The organism is Homoserinimonas flava (assembly GCF_054969005.1).
The window spans coordinates 793,239-811,962 of record NZ_JBUEQS010000001.1; the positions used below are offsets into that span (position 1 = coordinate 793,239).

At 63.8% G+C, this 18,724-nt stretch carries 14 protein-coding genes and 4 tRNA genes; 9 read left to right on the plus strand and 9 right to left on the minus strand.

Going from position 1 to position 18,724, the window contains the following annotated elements:
- Window positions 1-4 precede the first annotated feature (4 nt).
- Window positions 5-904 carry a sulfurtransferase gene (locus ACY48M_RS03745; protein ID WP_462818888.1) on the minus strand — a complete coding sequence of 300 codons (900 nt, stop codon included), beginning with the start codon at window positions 902-904 and terminating at the stop codon, window positions 5-7.
- A gap of 202 nt (window positions 905-1,106) precedes the next feature.
- On the opposite strand from ACY48M_RS03745, the gene zapE reads away from it, so the two are divergent.
- The 3 genes from zapE to ACY48M_RS03760 all read left to right on the plus strand — a co-directional run bounded on the left by zapE (window position 1,107) and on the right by ACY48M_RS03760 (window position 4,547).
- Window positions 1,107-2,108 (plus strand): cell division protein ZapE, encoded by a 1,002-nt coding sequence (gene zapE, locus ACY48M_RS03750; protein WP_462819255.1) that lies wholly within the window; start codon window positions 1,107-1,109, stop codon window positions 2,106-2,108.
- 212 nt (window positions 2,109-2,320) lie between these two features.
- Window positions 2,321-3,526 carry an ammonium transporter gene (locus tag ACY48M_RS03755; protein ID WP_462818889.1) on the plus strand — a complete coding sequence of 402 codons (1,206 nt, stop codon included), beginning with the start codon at window positions 2,321-2,323 and terminating at the stop codon, window positions 3,524-3,526.
- A 157-nt stretch (window positions 3,527-3,683) separates the two neighbouring features.
- On the plus strand, window positions 3,684-4,547 hold the full coding sequence (locus tag ACY48M_RS03760) for a hypothetical protein (RefSeq protein WP_462818890.1): 864 nt from the start codon (window positions 3,684-3,686) through the stop codon (window positions 4,545-4,547).
- A 61-nt stretch (window positions 4,548-4,608) separates the two neighbouring features.
- Here the strand turns inward: ACY48M_RS03760 and ACY48M_RS03765 are convergent, their stop codons facing one another.
- The 4 genes from ACY48M_RS03765 to ACY48M_RS03780 form a co-directional block, all read right to left on the minus strand.
- The gene (locus ACY48M_RS03765; RefSeq protein ID WP_462818891.1) at window positions 4,609-6,354 is read right to left on the minus strand and encodes a YcaO-like family protein; all 1,746 of its coding nucleotides are present in this window, start codon (window positions 6,352-6,354) and stop codon (window positions 4,609-4,611) included.
- Window positions 6,351-8,555 (minus strand): YcaO-like family protein, encoded by a 2,205-nt coding sequence (locus ACY48M_RS03770; RefSeq protein WP_462818892.1) that lies wholly within the window; start codon window positions 8,553-8,555, stop codon window positions 6,351-6,353. The genes ACY48M_RS03765 and ACY48M_RS03770 overlap by 4 nt, the downstream gene beginning before the upstream one ends.
- A gap of 186 nt (window positions 8,556-8,741) precedes the next feature.
- Complete coding sequence (locus ACY48M_RS03775) at window positions 8,742-10,526, minus strand: ABC transporter ATP-binding protein (RefSeq protein ID WP_462818893.1); 1,785 nt, start codon at window positions 10,524-10,526, stop codon at window positions 8,742-8,744.
- A complete protein-coding gene (locus tag ACY48M_RS03780; RefSeq protein ID WP_462818894.1) occupies window positions 10,523-12,244 on the minus strand; it encodes an ABC transporter ATP-binding protein/permease in 1,722 nt (573 codons plus the stop codon). The genes ACY48M_RS03775 and ACY48M_RS03780 overlap by 4 nt, the downstream gene beginning before the upstream one ends.
- A 167-nt stretch (window positions 12,245-12,411) precedes the next feature.
- On the opposite strand from ACY48M_RS03780, the gene ACY48M_RS03785 reads away from it, so the two are divergent.
- Genes ACY48M_RS03785 through ACY48M_RS03795 form a run of 3 tightly spaced genes read left to right on the plus strand, consistent with a single transcriptional unit; the run spans window position 12,412 to window position 15,201 of the window.
- Window positions 12,412-13,392 (plus strand): FecCD family ABC transporter permease, encoded by a 981-nt coding sequence (locus tag ACY48M_RS03785; protein ID WP_462818895.1) that lies wholly within the window; start codon window positions 12,412-12,414, stop codon window positions 13,390-13,392.
- Window positions 13,393-13,450: 58 nt separating this feature from the next.
- Window positions 13,451-14,440, plus strand: coding sequence for an ABC transporter substrate-binding protein (locus tag ACY48M_RS03790; protein WP_462818896.1), 990 nt, complete (start codon window positions 13,451-13,453; stop codon window positions 14,438-14,440).
- Window positions 14,437-15,201: an ABC transporter ATP-binding protein gene (locus tag ACY48M_RS03795; RefSeq protein ID WP_462818897.1), complete on the plus strand. Its 765-nt coding sequence runs from the start codon at window positions 14,437-14,439 to the stop codon at window positions 15,199-15,201. The genes ACY48M_RS03790 and ACY48M_RS03795 overlap by 4 nt, the downstream gene beginning before the upstream one ends.
- Window positions 15,202-15,257: 56 nt before the next feature.
- Here the strand turns inward: ACY48M_RS03795 and ACY48M_RS03800 are convergent.
- A tRNA-Val gene (locus tag ACY48M_RS03800) sits at window positions 15,258-15,330 on the minus strand.
- Window positions 15,331-15,477: 147 nt separating this feature from the next.
- On the opposite strand from ACY48M_RS03800, the gene ACY48M_RS03805 reads away from it, so the two are divergent.
- From ACY48M_RS03805 to ACY48M_RS03815, 3 genes are all read left to right on the plus strand, one after another.
- A tRNA-Gly gene (locus ACY48M_RS03805) sits at window positions 15,478-15,549 on the plus strand.
- 34 nt (window positions 15,550-15,583) lie between these two features.
- Window positions 15,584-15,657: transfer RNA gene (locus ACY48M_RS03810), tRNA-Cys, on the plus strand.
- A 14-nt stretch (window positions 15,658-15,671) separates the two neighbouring features.
- A tRNA-Val gene (locus ACY48M_RS03815) sits at window positions 15,672-15,743 on the plus strand.
- Between the two features lie 194 nt (window positions 15,744-15,937).
- Here ACY48M_RS03815 and ACY48M_RS03820 read toward each other — a convergent pair.
- From ACY48M_RS03820 to ACY48M_RS03830, 3 genes are all read right to left on the minus strand, one after another.
- Window positions 15,938-16,513: a hypothetical protein gene (locus tag ACY48M_RS03820; RefSeq protein ID WP_462818898.1), complete on the minus strand. Its 576-nt coding sequence runs from the start codon at window positions 16,511-16,513 to the stop codon at window positions 15,938-15,940.
- Between the two features lie 140 nt (window positions 16,514-16,653).
- Window positions 16,654-17,445 carry a hypothetical protein gene (locus ACY48M_RS03825; protein ID WP_462818899.1) on the minus strand — a complete coding sequence of 264 codons (792 nt, stop codon included), beginning with the start codon at window positions 17,443-17,445 and terminating at the stop codon, window positions 16,654-16,656.
- A gap of 768 nt (window positions 17,446-18,213) precedes the next feature.
- Window positions 18,214-18,651, minus strand: coding sequence for a hypothetical protein (locus ACY48M_RS03830; RefSeq protein WP_462818900.1), 438 nt, complete (start codon window positions 18,649-18,651; stop codon window positions 18,214-18,216).
- Window positions 18,652-18,724: the final 73 nt, after the last annotated feature.

Genomic DNA, 18,724 nt, shown 5'->3' on the forward strand with positions numbered 1-18,724 from the left:
TCCGTCACCGGGAACGCAGTACTCCAGGCTCTGAGCCGGTCACAATCGGAACTCGGACTGCAGATCCCCACTCCGTCCACGAGCCGTCGTAGTTGCGCACCTTCTCGAGCCCGAGGAGATGGGTCAGCACGAACCAGGTGTGGCTCGATCGCTCTCCGATACGGCAGTATGCGACCACGTCGTCATCTGGGCGGATGCCGGCCTCGTCGAAGTAGAGCGCCTCGAGCTCAGCTCGACTTCGGAAAGTGCCATCATCTGCCGCAGCTTTGCCCCATGGCACATTCTGCGCCGTCGGTATGTGGCCAGCCCGGAGGGCTGATTCATCCGGATATGCGGGGGCAGTCGTCCGTTCGCCTGAAAATTCTTCTGGTGAACGCACATCGATGAGTGGCTTGCCGAGGTGGAGGAGGACATCGTCTTTGAACGCCCTGATTTGTGAGTCGTCGCGCTCGACGACCGGATACGAAGTTGGCGTCGGTGCGGAATCTTCTGTCGAATAGGCACGACCTTCTGCCTCCCACTTGGCTCGACCGCCATCGAGAAGGCGCACGTCCTCGTGGCCGAAGAGGGTGAAGACCCAGAGAGCGTAGGCGGCCCACCAGTTGCTCTTATCGCCATAGATGATGACAGTGCTGTCGCGGGCGATGCCCTTCGAGCTCATGAGGCGGGAGAATGCCGCTCCGTCGATGTAATCGCGTTCGACAGGATCGTTGAGATCGAGATGCCAGTCAATCTTCACCGCACCTGGAATGTGGCCGGTTTCGTAAAGGAGAACATCCTCATCGGATTCGACGACGACGATCCGCGGCGTGTCGAGGTGAGCGGCGAGCCACTCGGTGCTCACAAGTCGCTCAGGATGCGCAAATTCGGAGAAGCGCGCCGCGATGTCGGACGGGATTGTCATGAGTGCCTCCGTGGTGCTCGGCGCCGCGGCATCCCGCCGTCGGCAATCGGGTTAACATGGGGTTCTCCCTCTATGACTGTAGGCGCTGTGCCGTGCCTGATGCTGCGGGGAACGTAAGACTTCGACACGCCTACGGCGCACCATTTTCAACGGACGGGTTCCCGTGACCACACAGCAGCAGGGTCAACCGACCGCCTCCCCGATGAGTCTGCTTCAGCGCGACGATCGGCTCGGGGGAGAGGAGATGGTTGCCCATCTCGTGCCACCGCGTCAGTTCTTGTCAGCGTCGCTCGATACCTATCGTCCCGATCGCGACTTTCCTTCTCAAGGTGCTGCCGTCGCGGCGATTCGCAACTTTGCCTCCGGCGCGACCGGGCGGGGCGGCGGCTTCTTCTCGCGCCGTAAGGCTGCTGACGACACCCGACCGGGGATCTATCTTGACGGTGGATTCGGCGTCGGCAAGACCCATTTGCTCGCCTCGCTGTGGCATCTCGCCGGCGGCCGCAAGTATTTCGGCACCTTCATCGAGTACACCGCGCTTGTCGGAGCACTCGGGTATGCCGAGACGGTTGCCGCGCTGAAGGGTGCATCTCTCATTTGTATCGATGAGTTTGAGCTCGACGATCCGGGGGACACCCGACTCATGGCGCGCCTACTCGGCGAGCTCGTCGCCTCGGGCACTCGCATCGCAGCGACGTCGAACACGCCGCCAAACGCGCTCGGCGAGGGGCGCTTTGCTGCGCAGGACTTTCTCCGTGAGATCGACGCCCTCGCAGGTCAGTTCAACACGCTCAGAGTCGACGGCGTTGACTATCGCCATCGAGAAAACTCCGGCCATGCTGTCGCGGTCGCTACAGAAGAGATCGAGCCTCGACTCGCTGAGCGCGCCGGGCCGACCACGATTGATGATTTCGGCTCGGTACTTGAGTTTCTCGGCCAGGTGCATCCATCGCGCTACGTCAAGATCGTCGATGGGCTTGCCGCGGTCGGTCTTCGTGATGTTCGGCCCTTCACGAGCCAGACGGATGCACTGAGATTTGTCGCGTTTGTCGACCGTCTCTACGACGGCCAGGTCGCGGTGATCGCGAGTGGAACTCCGCTCGACGCCGTATTTCCGGAGGAGATGCTCGCGGGTGGCTATCGCAAGAAGTATCTGAGGGCGGTATCGCGACTCATCGCCCTGACCTCGGGTCAGCCTGAATAACGACTACTCGAACGATTCGTTCGTGATGCCCAGCCAATGGGTGGTCGCGTGAAACACGCTGTTTACCAAACGGGATTTCGCGTAACACTCGCGAAACACGGCAACAGCCCCGCCGAAACTTTCTCACAAGAAACTGGGCGACGTACCGAAGCAGTGGAGGGCAATCCTCCAGGGCTCGGGCCACCCTTCGCGAACTGAGAGAGGTTATCCCTATGGACACCGGCGAACTTGCTTGGGCCATCACGGCCACTGCCCTAGTGCTGTTCATGACACCAGGCGTTGCGCTCTTCTATGGCGGCTTGGTGAAGGCCAAGAGCGTCATCAGCATGATGATGATGAGCTTCGGCTCGCTTGCCCTCATCGGAGTGCTCTGGATCTTGTACGGCTTCAATATGTCTGCGGTCGGCGGCGTCTGGGACTTCGCGGGCAACCCGTTCTCCAACCTGGGCCTTGCTGGAGCAGACAACGAGACACTCGTTGGTGCAGCCTTCGGTGGAACCTTCGCCATCATCACGGTGGCCCTCATCTCCGGCGCGATCGCAGACCGTGCGAAGTTCGGTGCCTGGATGATCTTCGCGGGAATCTGGGCGACTCTCGTCTACTTCCCCGTCGCAGCGTGGGTCTGGGGCGGTGGCTGGATCCTCAACCTCGGTGAGACCATGGGACTCCCCGGCGTCATCGACTACGCCGGCGGCACCGCAGTGCACATCAACGCGGGCGCAGCAGCCCTCGCATTGGCACTGGTGCTCGGCAAGCGCGTCGTATTCCAGAAGGGCGCACACAAGCCGCACAACGTGCCCCTCGTGCTCCTCGGTGCCGCGATCCTGTGGTTCGGCTGGTTCGGCTTCAACGCCGGTGCTGAGTTCCTCAACGACATGGCGAACGTTGGCCTCATCGTCACGAACACGCTCGGTGCCACGTCGGCAGCCATCCTCGGTTGGCTCATCATCGAGAAGCTCAAAGACGGCAAGGCCACCGCGGTTGGCGCTGCTTCCGGTGCGGTTGCCGGCCTCGTCGCCATTACCCCTGCCTGTGCCAACCTTGAGCCCGGCTGGGCCCTGCTCCTCGGCATCATTGCCGGCGCGCTCTGTGCGCTGGCTGTCGAGCTCAAGTTCAAGCTCGGATTTGATGACTCGCTCGACGTCGTGGGCATCCACCTCGTCGGTGGTCTCATCGGTACCCTCTACCTTGGCTTCTTCGCCATGGAGACCGGTCTCTTCACCGGTGGCGACCTCGGTCAGCTTGCAACGCAGACGATCGCGGCCCTCGGCGTCATGATCTACTCGTTCGTCGTCGCCTTCATCCTTGGCTTCGCCATTGAGAAGACGATCGGCTTCCGCGTCAAGAACGAAGACGAGGTTGCTGGCATCGACACGATCGTGCACGGCGAAGAGGGCTACGCCCTCGAGAACGCCTAAGCGACACTAACCCTTCGGGGGTGCGGCCGATAAGGCTGCACCCCCGTTGTCGTGCGCTTGGCGCACATTTCAGCTGCATCGATGCCAGCGGTGCCGTTTCGGCGAGTCGGAATCGTCATTGGCGCGTTGCTCGCGCGGCACGGGGCAAGATGCAATGGTGATCGACCACCTGTACCTGCTGCTGGTTATGGGGCTTGCTGCCACGGGGGCTCTCGCAATCGTGCTTCTGCCATCATTCGGGCGCGGGGCCACTGCGTTCGTGGTAACCGCCTGGTACGGGCTGTGCTTCGTCCCGATCGTGCTGATGCAGTCCGATCATCTGCCCGATCCGCTTTCATTGAGCACAGCAACGGATTATGGCGCCGCGGCTGCGTTTCACGTCTCAATGTTTGGGCTGCTTGCAGCCATCGGCACCATCGGTTCACGGCGCCGATCTTCGCCGGCCATCTCTTCGGGCACGCGGTGGCCGAGTTTCGCCGAGACCATCGGCGTTGTTGTGGCGACAGTGCTCGCATGGACCGCGTGGCTCGTCGCGCTGGAAGGCGAGCTCAGTGCCTACACCTTTGGCATGGCGATCAACTGCCTCATCATGGCCGGCTGCGGGGCGCTCGTCGCCGTAATGCTCGGCCTTCTGCGACGAAACCGGCTCGCGAATCGCGATCTTCTCATCGGTGCCATCGCTGGGCTTGCCGCCGCCACGGCTGCCGCCGCTAGTGTGCCACCCGCTGGTGCCATCGCGGTTGGGGTCCTTGCGGGCGGCGCGGCCTTCTTCGCTTCCATGCGATGGTTGCGCGCTGGGGGGCCGGGGTTCAGCATCGCCCTGGGAGCCGGAGTCGGGGCCGTCATAGGCCTGCTAGCGATCGGCCTGATCGACGCCCGGGCCGGATTCTTCTTCTCGGGGCAGCCGACACTGGCGCTGGCGCAGTTCGCACTCGTCGCGCTGACGCTGACGCTGGGCTTTGCTATCGGGGTAGCTGCAGTGGCTGCAACCTGGCGAGTGCGCCGCAGGACGCAGGGGTGAGAGCGCGGGGAGCTCGGCACAACGCTTCAGCCAAATGGAATGGCAGGGCTGCAGCAGTGAGTTACCACCCGGGGTATGGTGCCGTGTCTTCTATCATCGCTGGAAAGGCGGCAGGCGTGAGCCGCTCGAATTCCGGCGCGAGGACCCGGCACGCGGCGAAGCCTGCCTCCCGCACTCGGGTGGTGGTGACGTCGATGATCACCACTCGAGTGCTGGAAGCGAGCAGCGCTGCAAGAGGCTTCGGCCCCGCCTCCCGGCGGCCAGTCGATCCGCTGGGAACTGTGCGTTTCCGCACGCGGGCGACGCTGGATCGACTGAGTCCATATTGAACGTGGCACATCGGGTCGATGAGGCGTCGCGCATTAGCGAACGTGGCTTCGGCGTAGCGGCGGTTCGCATCGAAGTCCGCGAGGCCAGCAACGCCGCCGTTGCCGATGTGTTCGGCGTCGCGGATGAGACTGCTGGAGGAGTTCAGGTCTTGGGCCGATGCGTACTGGACGAGTGCATCGGCTGCTGCCTGGGCGGCGGCGTCGTCAGGATCAGCTGCGGCCGCGAAGCCCAGGCCGATGATGTCGTCGTGGCGGTCGTCCGCGACGACGAGGCGTACGGGAACGTCGATGGAGGACGGCACATCGAGCACTCGAATCTCCAGGGATGACTCGTTCCACGCCGCGCGAAGGCCCGCGGGCGGATCGCATTCCTGGAGCGCCGTGGGGGTTCGCCACCATCTGGCAATGGCGTCGTGGGCGATGATGTGTGCGGCGGCACGGTTGGCTGCATCGCTGAGGTCTGAGCCAGCCTGGAGCCCGACGAGGTTGTGACTGTTGGTGGGCGGGAGAGGCTGCAGGCCGCTCGCGAGGTAGCCGGCGTGGACGAGGGCGAGCGGGGCCCAGCAGGTGTCGCCGCGCTCGTCGCCCGCGAGCCACCAGTTCATCGCCTGCTCATCGTCTCGAACGAAGGGAAACCCCGGCACTGCGTGCAGGCGTGGGTCGTGGGGCCGCCAATCCGTGACAGTGAGGACGCGGTCTCCGGTGTCGCGGAGTTCGTGGGCGGTGGCGCAGCGGAGCTTTCCTTGCCCGAGGTACGCGCCGCAGTAGTGAGCGATCCCGGAAAGCACGCCAGCACGCTCGGGCGTTTCGGGTCCGCCAGTGAAGGCTCCGGCTGGCGCGAGCAAGTCAGGCTGGAAGCGGGGATCAACGCTTGCGAGATGGGGTAATTCCGCGTGGAGGTGTTGAAAGCCGGGCGGGTGCCAGGGCTCAACGGGGCGGCTAACGATTCGTCGCAAGATGCCCGTGACGGAGTCGGTGCTTGGCGCAGGTCTTAGCCGGTGCGGCACCCATTCGTCACCCTCCCATCGTTCGAGCACGTCGGCGGCGGTGTCACGGGTGTCGCCAGCGAAGGTGCTGAGTTGGTCTGCGAGGAGTGGTCGCTCGATGAGCGCAGCAGCGAGGGCGGGCTCGCTGATGCCCGCGCGCAGGAGATTCTCGACCAGATCGACCGTAGCGCAGGCATTGGCGGGGTGGAGTGCGATGCGGTGTGGTCGTCCGGCGTACCGCCACAGCACGACGCGTTCCACGTCGCATCCGGCAGCGACGTCATGCAGTCCTAGCGTCGATTCAACCGTGATGTCATGCGCGCCGACCGGGATCTCGACATCGGGTGCTGACGCTCGGATCTCGGCAAGGGCGGCGAGGACCGGATCGGAGTGGACTGCCGCCGCCGGAGCATCGAGGATCCAGCGGCGGCCGTCATCTCCGCAGACGACGAGGTGGTCGCTCCCGAGGGCGTGCGCGGTGATTCGGGTCACGCGTGGGGGATGGGGAAGAAATTGAGGTCAGCCTCCGTCAGGCGCCGCGCCCGCCATCCCAATTCGACGGCGAGGTCTTGAACGCGTCCTCGCCCGAGAAACGGGAAGGCGGCGGGTGCGTTGCCGATGGTTCCGGGGACGATTGCTCGCACGACGGCCATCCCGGTGCTGGCGATGTCGGGCGAGGTGATGTCGACCACGATGACTTCGTGACCCGCGTTTTCGAGCGCACTTCGGTACGGGGCCGGTGTCCGTTCGCCGAGGCGGGGAAGGTCAGTGAGTCGGCGGGTGACGGGTCGTTCAAGAAGCGGAGCAACACGCTGGACGGCACGGGGGTCAAGGTGGACCTGTTGCTGCACCATGAGGTCGTCGCAGTCGCGCATGTCTTCCCGATAGGAGTCGAGGTATCGGCGGTCGGCGCGCCACGGCTTGAACGACCGGCTGTTGAGGTCCCCCCGAGCCATCGCATCCCAATGCGCTCCGTCGGCTCGGAGAAGGTCGCGGCTACCCTCTTGGAGTGTGCAGGCCTCCGTCCACGCTTTGAGGGCGGCTGCTTCGGGCGTATCTCGACACGCAAAGCCGACGTTCACCAGCGTGTCTATGTCGTTGTGGAGGACTCCTGCCATCACCGGCACGCCGAACTCGTTGTCCAGATGGATCAACGAGGGGCGCTGGCCGGCATCGAAGGGCACGTCGTCCCAGACGCGAGCGAGCTCGCCGGGATCGATGGCATCCAACGGCTGTCCATTGAGCCACCACACCATCGTCGCGTGACGCTCGATGATCTCCTCGAGTGCGGAGGTCACGGCATAGTCCGGGTTGGGGCCCGCCGCAACACCGGCAAATGGGCAGAATGTGGTGACCGGCGCGCCGGCATACCCTGCCGTAAACCAGTTGACGTAGACGGTGCTTGCGGGCACCAGCACGGCCTCGCCGGTCGTAAGCGATTGACCCGGAACCCAGTGCTGCTCGAGGTCGTGGGTCATCCGCACGAACGGAAAACCTGGGGTGTCGTACTGCTCGTCGGAGTACAGCACGAGTTCGTCCGGGTCGAGCACTCGGATGGAGCCGCGGTGGAGGGAGTTGTAGCTGCCGACGGTGACAGGGAGGGTGTCGAGCAGATTGCCGCAGTAGCGTTCAGCGGCTTCGCCGATTGCGCTCGCCCGTGCCTGTTCGGAGTCGCCGAAGGCGGAGCCTTGGCACGACGTGTTGTTGGCCCATCGTGAGACGCGGCGCATATTGCAGACGTCGCTTTGCGCTGTAGCGAGAAGCGAGGGGATGCTCGGGTGGTGCACGACGTCTCGGGTTCGCTGAACAAGCCCGGTCACCCGGTCGACGAGGTCGGCAGGCGTGTGCTGGCGGGATGCGCTGAGCACGCTGGTCGGCAACGGGAGTACGGGGTGCATGGTCGATGTGCCGTCCGCGGCGATCTCAGTGACGACGTCACCAACCCGGGTTCCGCTGAGAACAGCTACTGCCGCTCGGATGCTCTGGCCAAGGTGGTGCGGAGGGCGACCAGCGTCGCCGCCGGCTGCGGGGGCGCGGAGGGCACGATGGGCGACAGCGTCAAGCGCGGCGGCGGTGCGTCGGGCGGCGAAGTCTTCATAGTTCGCGCCAACTCCTGGTGTCACGAACGGTCCGACCCACAGGGTGGAGCGGGAGACTTCTACCGCTATCCACGGGGTGCGAGCGTCGCTGCAGAGTCGATCCAGGGCGATGAGGGTGGCGTCATCGGCACCGCGGACAGCATAAACGAGGAGTTCCCGGGTGCGGAACGCTCGGTGGATCACGCGCTGCCAATCGTCGGCGGGTACTGCTCGAACGACTCCGTCGCCGCCGTGCTGCAGCGCAGCGACGACCGCGGGGTCCCCGGTGACGAGAAGATCGCCAGGGTTCGCATCCGACCCGTCGCCCGTGTCGTAGTCGGGAGCAGTGTTGGGCAGCGACCCGGCTGGCTCCGGGTCGGTGAATGCGCCGTCGCGTTCGAGGACGTCGCGCAGCATTGCGGCGCCGTCTTCCCATCCGGCGGGAAGAAAAGGGGAGGAGATTCCTGTGCCCCAGGTGTCCAGCATGCGCAGTATGGCGGGAGGCTCGATGTCCACGGCGTAGGAGGTGTCGGCCGGTGTTGTGACGAGGGTTCGGGCGCCGGGCAGCGCGCGGACTTCGACGTGTACGGTGCGGGTGAGGGTGGAAGGGGACATGAGGCTCCGATCGGCGTGCCGGGTTGTTGGTGGTGGGTAGGGTGCCCCGCCGCGAGGACGGGGCACCTGACAGTCAGGACCAGGCGAACGCGGTGGACACGTGTCCGTGGTTATTCGCGTTGGGCGCGAGGATCTGGTCCTCGGAACGCTCCGTCGCAACCTGCGTAATGGTGATCTGCATATTCGTCACCCCCTCTCTTGTTTTTGTGCGCCGACCCGGATGGTCGATGCGTCAGGGTTATTGGTGTGGTCGAGAGCGAGCAGCGAGCAGTACCGAGGGTCGCCAGTGAGGGCGTCATGGGTGCCGTCAGCGATCACGCGACCGTTGTCGATCAGCACCACGCGCGGCATCCGGCGGATAGTGGATACCCGGTGAGCGATCACGATGGTCGTTCGCCTGAATCGGACGCGGGCGAGCATGTCGGCCAGGTCGCGTTCGAGAATGGTGTCGAGGTTCGCGGAGGCTTCGTCGAGGATCAGTACGGCAGGATCGCGGAGCATCGCCTGCGCGATCGCCACCCGCTGGCGTTGGCCTCCCGACAGTGCCGTGCCGCGTTCTCCAACGGGCTCGTCCAGGCCCGCGTCGAAGGCTGCGACGGTGTCACCGAGGCCCGCTCGTCGCACTGCCTCTTCCAGCTCTGCATCGCTCGCATCGGGGTTGGCTAGCAGCAGATTCTCGCGGAGCGAACCGCGGAAAATGAACGGGTGCTGGGGGATGAGTGACACTTCGTGTCGGGCGGTGTCGGCGGTCAGTGTGCGGAGGTCTCGCCCGTCGAGCACGATGCTCCCGGAGGTGGGATTCCAGAGGCGGGTGAGCAGTCGGGCGATTGTGGATTTTCCGGCTCCGGAGGCGCCGACGAGCGCGAGGTGTTCGCCGGGCCGGATGTCGAGATTGAGACCGTCGAGCACGAGTTGATCATCGGTATACCCGAAGCCGACATTGCTGAGTTGCACCGCACCGGAGCCCCCGCCCTGACGAGTGTCTTCTCCAGGGAAGACCTCATCTGGCTCGTCCAGGAGAGAGAGGATGCGGGTTGCGGCCGCTGACATTTCGCCGACGCGCTGCAGCATTGCGAATGCTCCGACGGCCGGGACGATGGACGCGGTCGCCAAGACGGTCGCTGGAGGGATGAGCACCGGGTCGATGGTGCCCGCTGCCGCCGCAGCGACAAGCGCGAGAAGGAACCCGAACGTGGTCGCGGCGACGATCAGGTCAGCCAGACTGCCTTCGATGGCGCTGCGCAGCGAGAAGCGCCGTTTTGCGGACTGAACGGCGCGGGTGTGTGCCAGGACCGTGTCGCGATGTTGATCGGTCAAACCCAGGGCGGCGATCTCCCGACGCGATTCCATCCCTTCGAACGTCGTCGCGCGCAACGCACCAATGCGTTCCCGAATATCTGCGCCTTGTCGGGTCTGCAACGGTGCGAGCAGCCACGGAACCGTCAGAAGCAGCGCGATCCCAAGTGGGACGAGGAGACCGATAGGGCCCACAAGAACTACGAGCGCGATGCCGAACAGTACAGGGGTGAGGAGGGCGTTGAGTGCGGCGCCGAGTGTGTGGGCATAAAACCACTCCATCGCCTCGACATCTCCCATCGCGGTCCCGGTAACCTCGCCAGCGCGTCGGCGAGCCGATCGGCCGGGCACGATGCGTTCGATCGCGTCGTATACCCGCAAGCGAAGTGCGGCAATCACTCGGTAGGCGAGCACGTGGCTCAGCCAGGACTCGACCCACGTGAATGCGCCACAGGTGACGATTGCGACGGCTAGGCCGATGAGGAGTGTTGTTACCAGGGCGCTGTCTCCTGCTGTAACGAAGGAAGCGATGCTGGCGCTGAGTCCAGCGGCCGCAGCTGCGGCGAGTTGGTAGGCGGTCATCGACAGCGCTGACCGGATGAAGAGGAGGCGATCGGCGGGAGCGAGTACCGCGAGGAGACGCAAAACCGGTCGGAGCATTGTCATCGTGCTCATGCCGCGACCTCGTCTCGCTGTGCAGCGTCTAGCTGCGCCAATGCACCGCCGGTCGCGACGAGTTCGTAGTAGCGGCCGCGTTCGAGGACGCGACCCCCGCCCATCACGAACACTTCGTCCGCGTCGCGGATACTGGTCAATCGATGGGCCACAATTACTGTCGTCACCGGTGTCCCGTTGCGCGTGAGCCGGGGGAGGCCTGCCAGCAGCGCGCGCTCTCGACGTGTTTCGATTGCGCTTGTCGCTTCGTCCAACAGCAGGATTGGGGCATCCAGGAGCAGCGAGCGAGCTATGGCGAGACGCTGGCGCTGACCGCCCGAGAGCAGGGCGCCAGCATCGCCGACCGGGGCATCCAAGCCTCCCTGCTCGACGCCAGCGAGCTCGAGCGCCTGTGCTGCTTCGAGCGCCTCGAGAAGGCGTGCGTCGTCGGCGTCTGGCGCGACCACCGCGAGGTTGTCGCGCACCGTGCCCGAGAAGATCACGGGATCCTGCGAGACAAGGGCCACAGCCGCGTGTCCCGGGCTGGTCTCTAGAACGGCAACGCGGCCAGACGCCGGCGCGATGAACCCGAGCAGGATGTTCGCAATGGTCGACTTCCCTGATCCTGACGCTCCCACGACGGCCACGCGGCTGCCTCGCCGAATGCGGAGTGTGACATGGCTGACTGCATCGGTGTCGGTGCCGGGATAGCGGGCGACGACGTCGTCGAGCTCGACCGCATACGGCGGTGCGGCGGCGACTCGCGAATCCGGATGAGCGGAGGCAGACCCGTGTGCACGGTCGAGTTCTGCCACGATGCGGCTGCCGGCAGCGACGCCGAGGTAGCCGGCGTGCCAGTGGTTTGCGAGATCGCGGAAGGGTCGATAGGCCTCGACGGCCAGCATCGTCACCAGGAACAGGGTCGATGCGGGGAGTGCGCCCGCGTTCACTCGGGCGACCCCTACGCAGAGCGCGATGGCGGGACCCGCGAGGAGGAGGAACCCGGTGAGTCCGGATTCGATGAGGGACAGTCTGAGCTGGGCAAGTGTGGCGGTCAGGAGGTTTTCGCCCGCGACGGTGAGCCGGTTCCGGGTTCGACGGGTGGCGCCGAGCAGTTTCAACGTTTCCATTCCTCGCATGGCATCGACGGTGTCGGCGTGGAGACCGGAGTACGCGCCCCAGTGGTCGTCACCGCGACGTTGGAGCGTTGCATCCCAGAGACGCGGCAGCACCGGCACCGCGACGGCTGCGATCCCCGTCACCATCCCCACCACCGGGTCGACCGCCGTGAGCAACACGACTACTGTCAGCGCAGTGATCGCCGTAATTACCACCTGGGGGATGTACCGTGCGACGTACGGCTCGATGTTCTCTACCCCATCGACGAGGAGTGAGTCCGACACCCCCGTCCGCTGCGTACCGGTCGTGATCGGGCCGGCGGCCGCGGCCGCGTCCAGCATCTGAGCCCGCAGCGTCGTCTTGGCCTTGGACGCTGCCGCATGAGCGGAGATCTCGCGACCGGCGGTAGCGAAGGGACGCGCAAGGAGAGCAGCCGCCATCACGAGCATTGGCACGACAAGGGCGGACAGCGATGCTCCCGTCACGATTCCTGAGAACACCTGTGCTGTCGATACGGCCTGCACGATCGCGAGTGCGCTGAGCATCAGACCCATCACGATCGTCGCGGCGACCGCAGCGCGCGCAGGTGCGGCCAGGTGCAAGAGTCGGAGATGAATCACGGCAGTCCTCAGTTTGGTAACGAGAATCAGTATCAGTAAGCTCAGTAACTGTGTACACCATCGATGCGCCTCCGCGCCACTCCGACACGTCATTCGGAACGCCGTTAGGTGACGCCGCCCGCCAAACTCGGCGTCGCGGAACTGTCCTTCTTGCCGCACTCTGCGGGGTGCTCATTGGATCGGCGATCGTCGCGGTCGGCATCGGCCCGGTAGACATTTCTCCGTTGGTTGTCGCACGCGTGGTCGGGGCGCAACTCGGTCTTCCGATCGATGTGACCTGGACCTCGGCCGAGGAATCGATAGTGTGGCTGATCCGGGTTCCTCGGGTGCTGCTTGGCGCGTTCGTCGGAGCCGTGCTCGCGATGACGGGTGCGGCCATCCAATCGCTCGTTCGCAATCCGCTCGCTGACCCTTACCTGCTGGGCATTTCATCCGGCGCATCAACAGGAGCGGCGGCAAGCCTTCTGTTCGGTGTTGGTTCCGGCCTCGGCGCGATCGCCCTCACCGGCAGCGCATTCATCGGGGCGATGCTGGCGATCGTGCTTGTGATGACGATCGCCAGGATCGGTGGCCGGTTCGTGCCCTCGCGACTGATCTTCGCCGGAATCGCGGTCGGTTTCGCGCTCACCGCTCTCACGAACTTCTTGGTGTTCGCCAGCGAATCCCGTGACGGCACTCGCGCTGTGCTCTTCTGGATGCTCGGCTCACTGGGCCAGGCTCGCTGGCAGTCCGTGCCGATCGGACTCGTTGCAGTGATTGTCGCGCTGGTGGCCTTCACTCTGTGGGCTCGCCGCTTCGATGCGATCGCCATCAGCGACGACACCGCGTTGGCGCTCGGCACCAACCCCACCCGCTTTCGGGCGTCTGCGGTGCTCGTTGTGTGTCTCGTTATCGCCGCCGCCGTCTCGGTGTCGGGGCTGATCGGCTTCGTCGGGCTGGTAGTGCCGCACATCGTCAGACGTCTCGTTGGTGGACGACACAGCATCGTCATCCCGACATCCGCTGTCCTTGGAGCCCTCCTGCTGGTCTGGGCCGATGCCGCCGCCCGAATCGCCTTCGCGCCGAGGGAGTTGCCATTGGGAATCCTCACCGCGCTCATCGGGACGCCCCTCCTTATCGCTCTGATCCGGCGTTCGGCAGAGCGTTGACCCAAGAATCACATGCCCCAGATCCAGTTTCACCCACACCGAAAGAGAGAACATTCGTATGACCAATCACCTCCAGAGACTTTCTGGCGCGGCCCTCGTCGCCATCGGAGCGCTCGTCGCAGTGACAGCATGTTCGGCTGCGACGGCAGATGTCGACGCCGATGGCCCGTACCCGCTCACTATTGAAAACTGCGGTGCGGATCTCGAGATCACTTCCGAGCCCATTTCCATCCTGACCATCGGCACCTCGTCGATCGCACTGCTCGATGCAGCGGGCGCATCCGATCGGATCACCGCCCGGAGTGGCGAGTTCGGCGCAGATCTCCCGGATGGCCTCGAGAACCCGCCTGCCGATGTGACGATCGTCGACCCCTCCGACCCGACGGCGGAGTCGATCATCGGAGCGGAACCCGACATCATCGTCGGCTACGGACTGTTCAACGCCTCGTCGAACGACATCGCCGCAGCCGGCATCCCTGAGATTGTCATCGACGGTGAGTGCAGCCATGACGCCGCCCTCACAGAGAAGACCGACTTTGACGCGATCTTCGCCGACGTCGAACGACTCGCGAGCGTCTTCGGCACGCAGACTGCGGCTGACGAACGCCTCACCGAACTCCGCGACGAACTTGATCAGCTCACCGCGTCCGTATCGACCGAGACTGAGAGGGGCACTGCCGCCGTCGTGTACTACTTTTCCTCGTCTTCCACCCTTTCCGCTCGCGGAGGGCAGGGTATCGCCGACGACGTACTGGACCGCGCCGGCTTCGACAACGTTTACGGCGATGAGCCCTCCGTCTACCTGGAGGCAAATGTGGAGACCCTGCTCGACGCTGATCCCGACACCATCGTCCTTGCCTACGGCCTCTACGGCGAAAGCTTCGAAGATGCGAAGACGCACCTGCTTTCCGAGCCCGGCGCGAACGACCTCGCCGCCGTGAAGAACGATCAGATCGTCGGGGTTCCCGCGTCTGATCTGTCGCCTGACCCGGGCGCGCTCCGCGGCCTTCGCGCCGTGCTTGAGGGCACCGGGCGTATTTCGCAGTGATCGACGTCGATGGCCTGGTCGTTCGGTACGGCCAGGCCGTCGCCGTCGCGAACGTGAGTCTTGGCCTTCACACGGGGAGGACTGTCGGACTGATCGGCCCGAATGGTTCGGGAAAGTCTTCGATCGTGCGGGCAATATTCGGCGCCATCGATCGCGTTCGCGGAACGGTCGTCATTGATGGCGACGTGCTTGACACGTTGTCTGCTCGAGATCGCGCCGAACGCATTGCGGTGGTGGCGCAGGAGGAACGCACCGGTCTGCCGCTCACAGCCTGGGAGTCCGTAATTCTCGGACGGTCCATCCGAATGTCGGGATGGAGCCGCTATCAGCCGCAAGATGAAGCAGCAGCCGAAGACGCGATGCAACGCGCGGGCGTCGTCCACCTCGCCCAGAGGTCGGTCGACACGCTGTCCGGTGGCGAACGCCAGCGCGTGTTGATCGCCCGGGCCATCACGCAGGGTGCAACCCACTTGCTCCTCGATGAGCCGACGAACCACCTGGACATCCGGTACCAGCACGAGATTCTGGCACTCGTGCGGAGTCTGCCGCTCACGTCGCTCGTCGTGCTGCACGACTTGAACCTCGCCGCGCGCTACTGCGACGAGCTCGTTCTCCTCGATAAGGGCAACCTTGTGGCCAGCGGTACGCCGGACGAAATACTGCAGCCAGAGCTCATCGCCGCGACGTACGGAATCGGCGCACGCCGCGCCGACAGCGACGGCGTGCCCCAACTGACGTTCTTTCCTCTTCTCGATCGGTGAGACTCAGAAAGGCCATCGGAGCAGCAAGAAACGTATGAACAATCGGGGGTTTTCTGTGGGCGATACCGGACTCGAACCGATGACCTCTTCCGTGTGAAGGAAGCGCGCTACCAACTGCGCCAATCGCCCGTCCGGACAATCTTGCCACAGGTTTCCGCAGCGGGAAGCACAGCATTCGAGCACCCGGGCCGCACGGGACGCGCCGCATGCGGCGCGGGTTTGGTGTGGGGAGATAAGTTCGGATAGAGTCATCGAGCACGCAGAGATGCGGGCAATGCGGATGTGGCGCAGTGGTAGCGCATCACCTTGCCAAGGTGAGGGTCGCGAGTTCGAATCTCGTCATCCGCTCGAGTGAAGTCTCACGCACGTGGGAACCCTCCATGGTGGCGTGGCCGAGAGGCGAGGCAGCGGCCTGCAAAGCCGTCCACACGGGTTCGAATCCCGTCGCCACCTCCACTCACGTACACCCCGGGCGATTGGCGCAGCGGTAGCGCGCTTCCCTGACACGGAAGAGGTCACTGGTTCGATCCCAGTATCGCCCACAGAGAAACCCCCGGGAAACCGGGGGTTTTCTGCTTCTGTGGGGTGGTCATGCAATACCCGTGCAATACCTTCAAACACGAAAAGCGCCCCCAAGAAAAAATCTTGGGAGCGCTTCGTGGTGCTAGCTGGTCAAAGCGTTTCATCCGCTCTCAACATGTAGAGCGAGTTCGCTGTCGTGCCTGCTAAGCGGAAATCAGGACTCCTTCTCCGCTTGCATCTGAGCGGCCCCAATGAGGCGCTGTAAGTCCCCATCTGACGCCCCTACACGCCTCCAGTGGCGTAGGTTGTTCGCGAAGTCACGTGCCCAGATGTTGAGCGGCTCGCCTGCTGCTACGGCGGCAGCTACATCAGCTTCGCTGGCAAGCTGCGGTGGGACCAAACTGAGTCTTCGCATCGTCTCGCGTGCTTGAGCGAGGCCTCTCGCTGTTTCGGTTTCGAACCACTCAGCGAGAAGGGCATTGCCAGAAGAACTAGTCGCAGCCTCGAGCAAAGTCAGGCCCACGCGGAGTTCCCGGAATGGCTCGGCAGCGCTCTCGGCCCGAAGGTTGATCGTGTTGAGAGTCGCAAGAGCACCGAGCGCCCGGACAAAGGCCTCGTCGCTTCTGTCTTCCAATCGGTCGGCCGCGATCTGTGCGCGCTCTTCGTCACGAGCCTCTGCGGCTGCCAGCCGTTCCGACTTGGCTAGGTTCACGGCCACCACTGTCGAGATGATGATGGCTGCTGAGGGAATGGCAACCCCCGCGATGACTTCCAGGAGGGTTTGATCCATGGGCGCACTCTATCGGCCGTGCACCGCGCCCAAGCACCCTGTTCGCCTCGTAAGGATGGACGCTGAGACACGAAGCGGTGCCGAAGCATGGGCGTGCTGAGAATGCGGGCTGGTGCAGCTGTGAAGCAGCCTAGGTTCTGCTAGACCCAAGTGACGCCAGGCTGTTCCTTCGCACGAGCCAGTGCATCCTCGGAGAGCTCCAAGTGAAGTATCTCGTCGGCGTGGTTGCATGCGTCGACCCAAGACGCCAAGCCCGGTTCTAGCAGATCCAGCATGTATCTGATGTCGAACATTACACTTTCGGGGGTTTGGCGATACCAAGTGCCATCCGGAGCCTTCTGACCCGGATGCGGTATCCCGAATACAAGTGACTCGTGGTGTGACACCCGGTTTCGCGCCCACCGAACTCTTCGGGTCAGCCCCGCCGCATCCTCCTGCGACAGCATCGAGTCTCGGAAAACGCCGTTCAGAGCTGGCTTCCACAGGAGTTCCGAGTAGTCCGCATTCTCGCTACTGCCCCGCTCGAGCGCGCTGCCTGGCCCAAATAGATCGGTCCACGCCCCAAAGTTCAGCTCGGCCACGAGCTTCCCAACCGGAAAGCGGCGGGGAAGGTAACGTTTGGCGTCCCGGATCTTCGATTTGGTTCGATAGTCAAACTGACCATGCAGGTCTATGAGCCAGCGCTCAGAGTACGCAGCTGTCATGCTGCGGTGGATCCGCTCTCTCAGGGTCACTTCCGCCAGATGAAGCATCTCGTGCAGAGCGCCAGACAACTCGATGTCCGCTAGATAGAGATCTAGGCCTCGTCGCACGTCCCCGCCGAAGACCGCTCGATAAGGGCGAATACGCGCGGGAGCTAGGGTTGCGTGGAGCGCAGCACGAACGCTCTCGTTAGGTTGACTCAGCATGCTGGACAGCGTATCGTTGGCCAAGAATTCCCCCTCGCAGGGGTTCCGGAACCGTCTCATTCATCGAATGCGACGGTCTCCTATTCATATTGGTTTCTAGAAACCCCAGAAACACAAAGAATGCGCCCTCAAGGATAAGTCCTCGGGGGCGCATTCTTGTTGCGGGCGGGCTAGACCGGTGTGGAGTCAGGGACATACTCGCGGATGGTGCCTTCCTTCGGAAAGATGACCCATTCGGTGACATGCATTGGTCCAAGCTCACCCGTTGCGGACAGGGTGATGCGACCAAAGACTCGTGCAGGCGTGCATGTCCATACTGGCGAGGGATTGCCGTGCCGCATCGTGTATCTCGCGACAGACTCCACAGAATCAGTCCAGGACCACCCATCCGCTAGATGTGAAGGCGCTGCACGGAGTAGGTGCACAGGGGGCGGCGGCGCGGTACTGACTAGAGTTACGTCGACTTCGATCGACGCATATTCGGACTCGCCAACCTGGTCGACAGTGTACGACGCATCGAACGGGCCGATACGGTCGAACTCCCGCAGCCACCACTCTTTCGGTCGCCGCTCGGTTGGGCCTCGCATGTCGCCTCCGCGGGTCCACTCGTAGATGAGACGCCGCGCATACTCATTGTTCCGCAGGCCGTCGATCACTGGCTCTCTCCTGTCATGTCAATGCGCCCGTACAGATCGAAGCTCAGTGGAATAGCGAGATCGTTCATCTTCTTGTCTCCAAACGAAAATGGGCCTCACGCGGAATGCGTGAAGCCCGAACTATGAAACTCGTTACTTACATGTCGACCACCAGCGGTCGAAGCGTTGCCGCCGTGCCCGCCAATGGCGCACCGAGGGCGATGTATCGGCCTTGCGTGTACACCTCGAGGTTGCGCCCGTCCCGAATGACGCGGCCTGGACGTGCCGACAGAAGCCCCCAGATATGCAGACCCTCGCCCGACATCGACACCTCCATGAACGTGCCCTGATTGGCGTCCACAAGCTCCTGCGCCCACGGCAGCAACTTGCCACCTTCGAAGCAGTGATCCAGATCCAGCACAGAGATACCGTCACCGTTCAAGACGAATCCGATGCCCTTGCCGATGGCGCTCGCCTTGGCTTCTGCATATGTGGACCATGTAGCCGGATCGATCGAAGAGGCCGTGCCTCCGTGAACAGAAAAGGGCACTTTCTTGGCATTGAATCGCACGAAACGGGGCTGTTTCTGCATCATTTTCGGCAAGAATGGGCCGTTTTTTGCCCGCCTAGCTGCGTACACGCGACACTTAGGGGAGCAGAACTTGGCG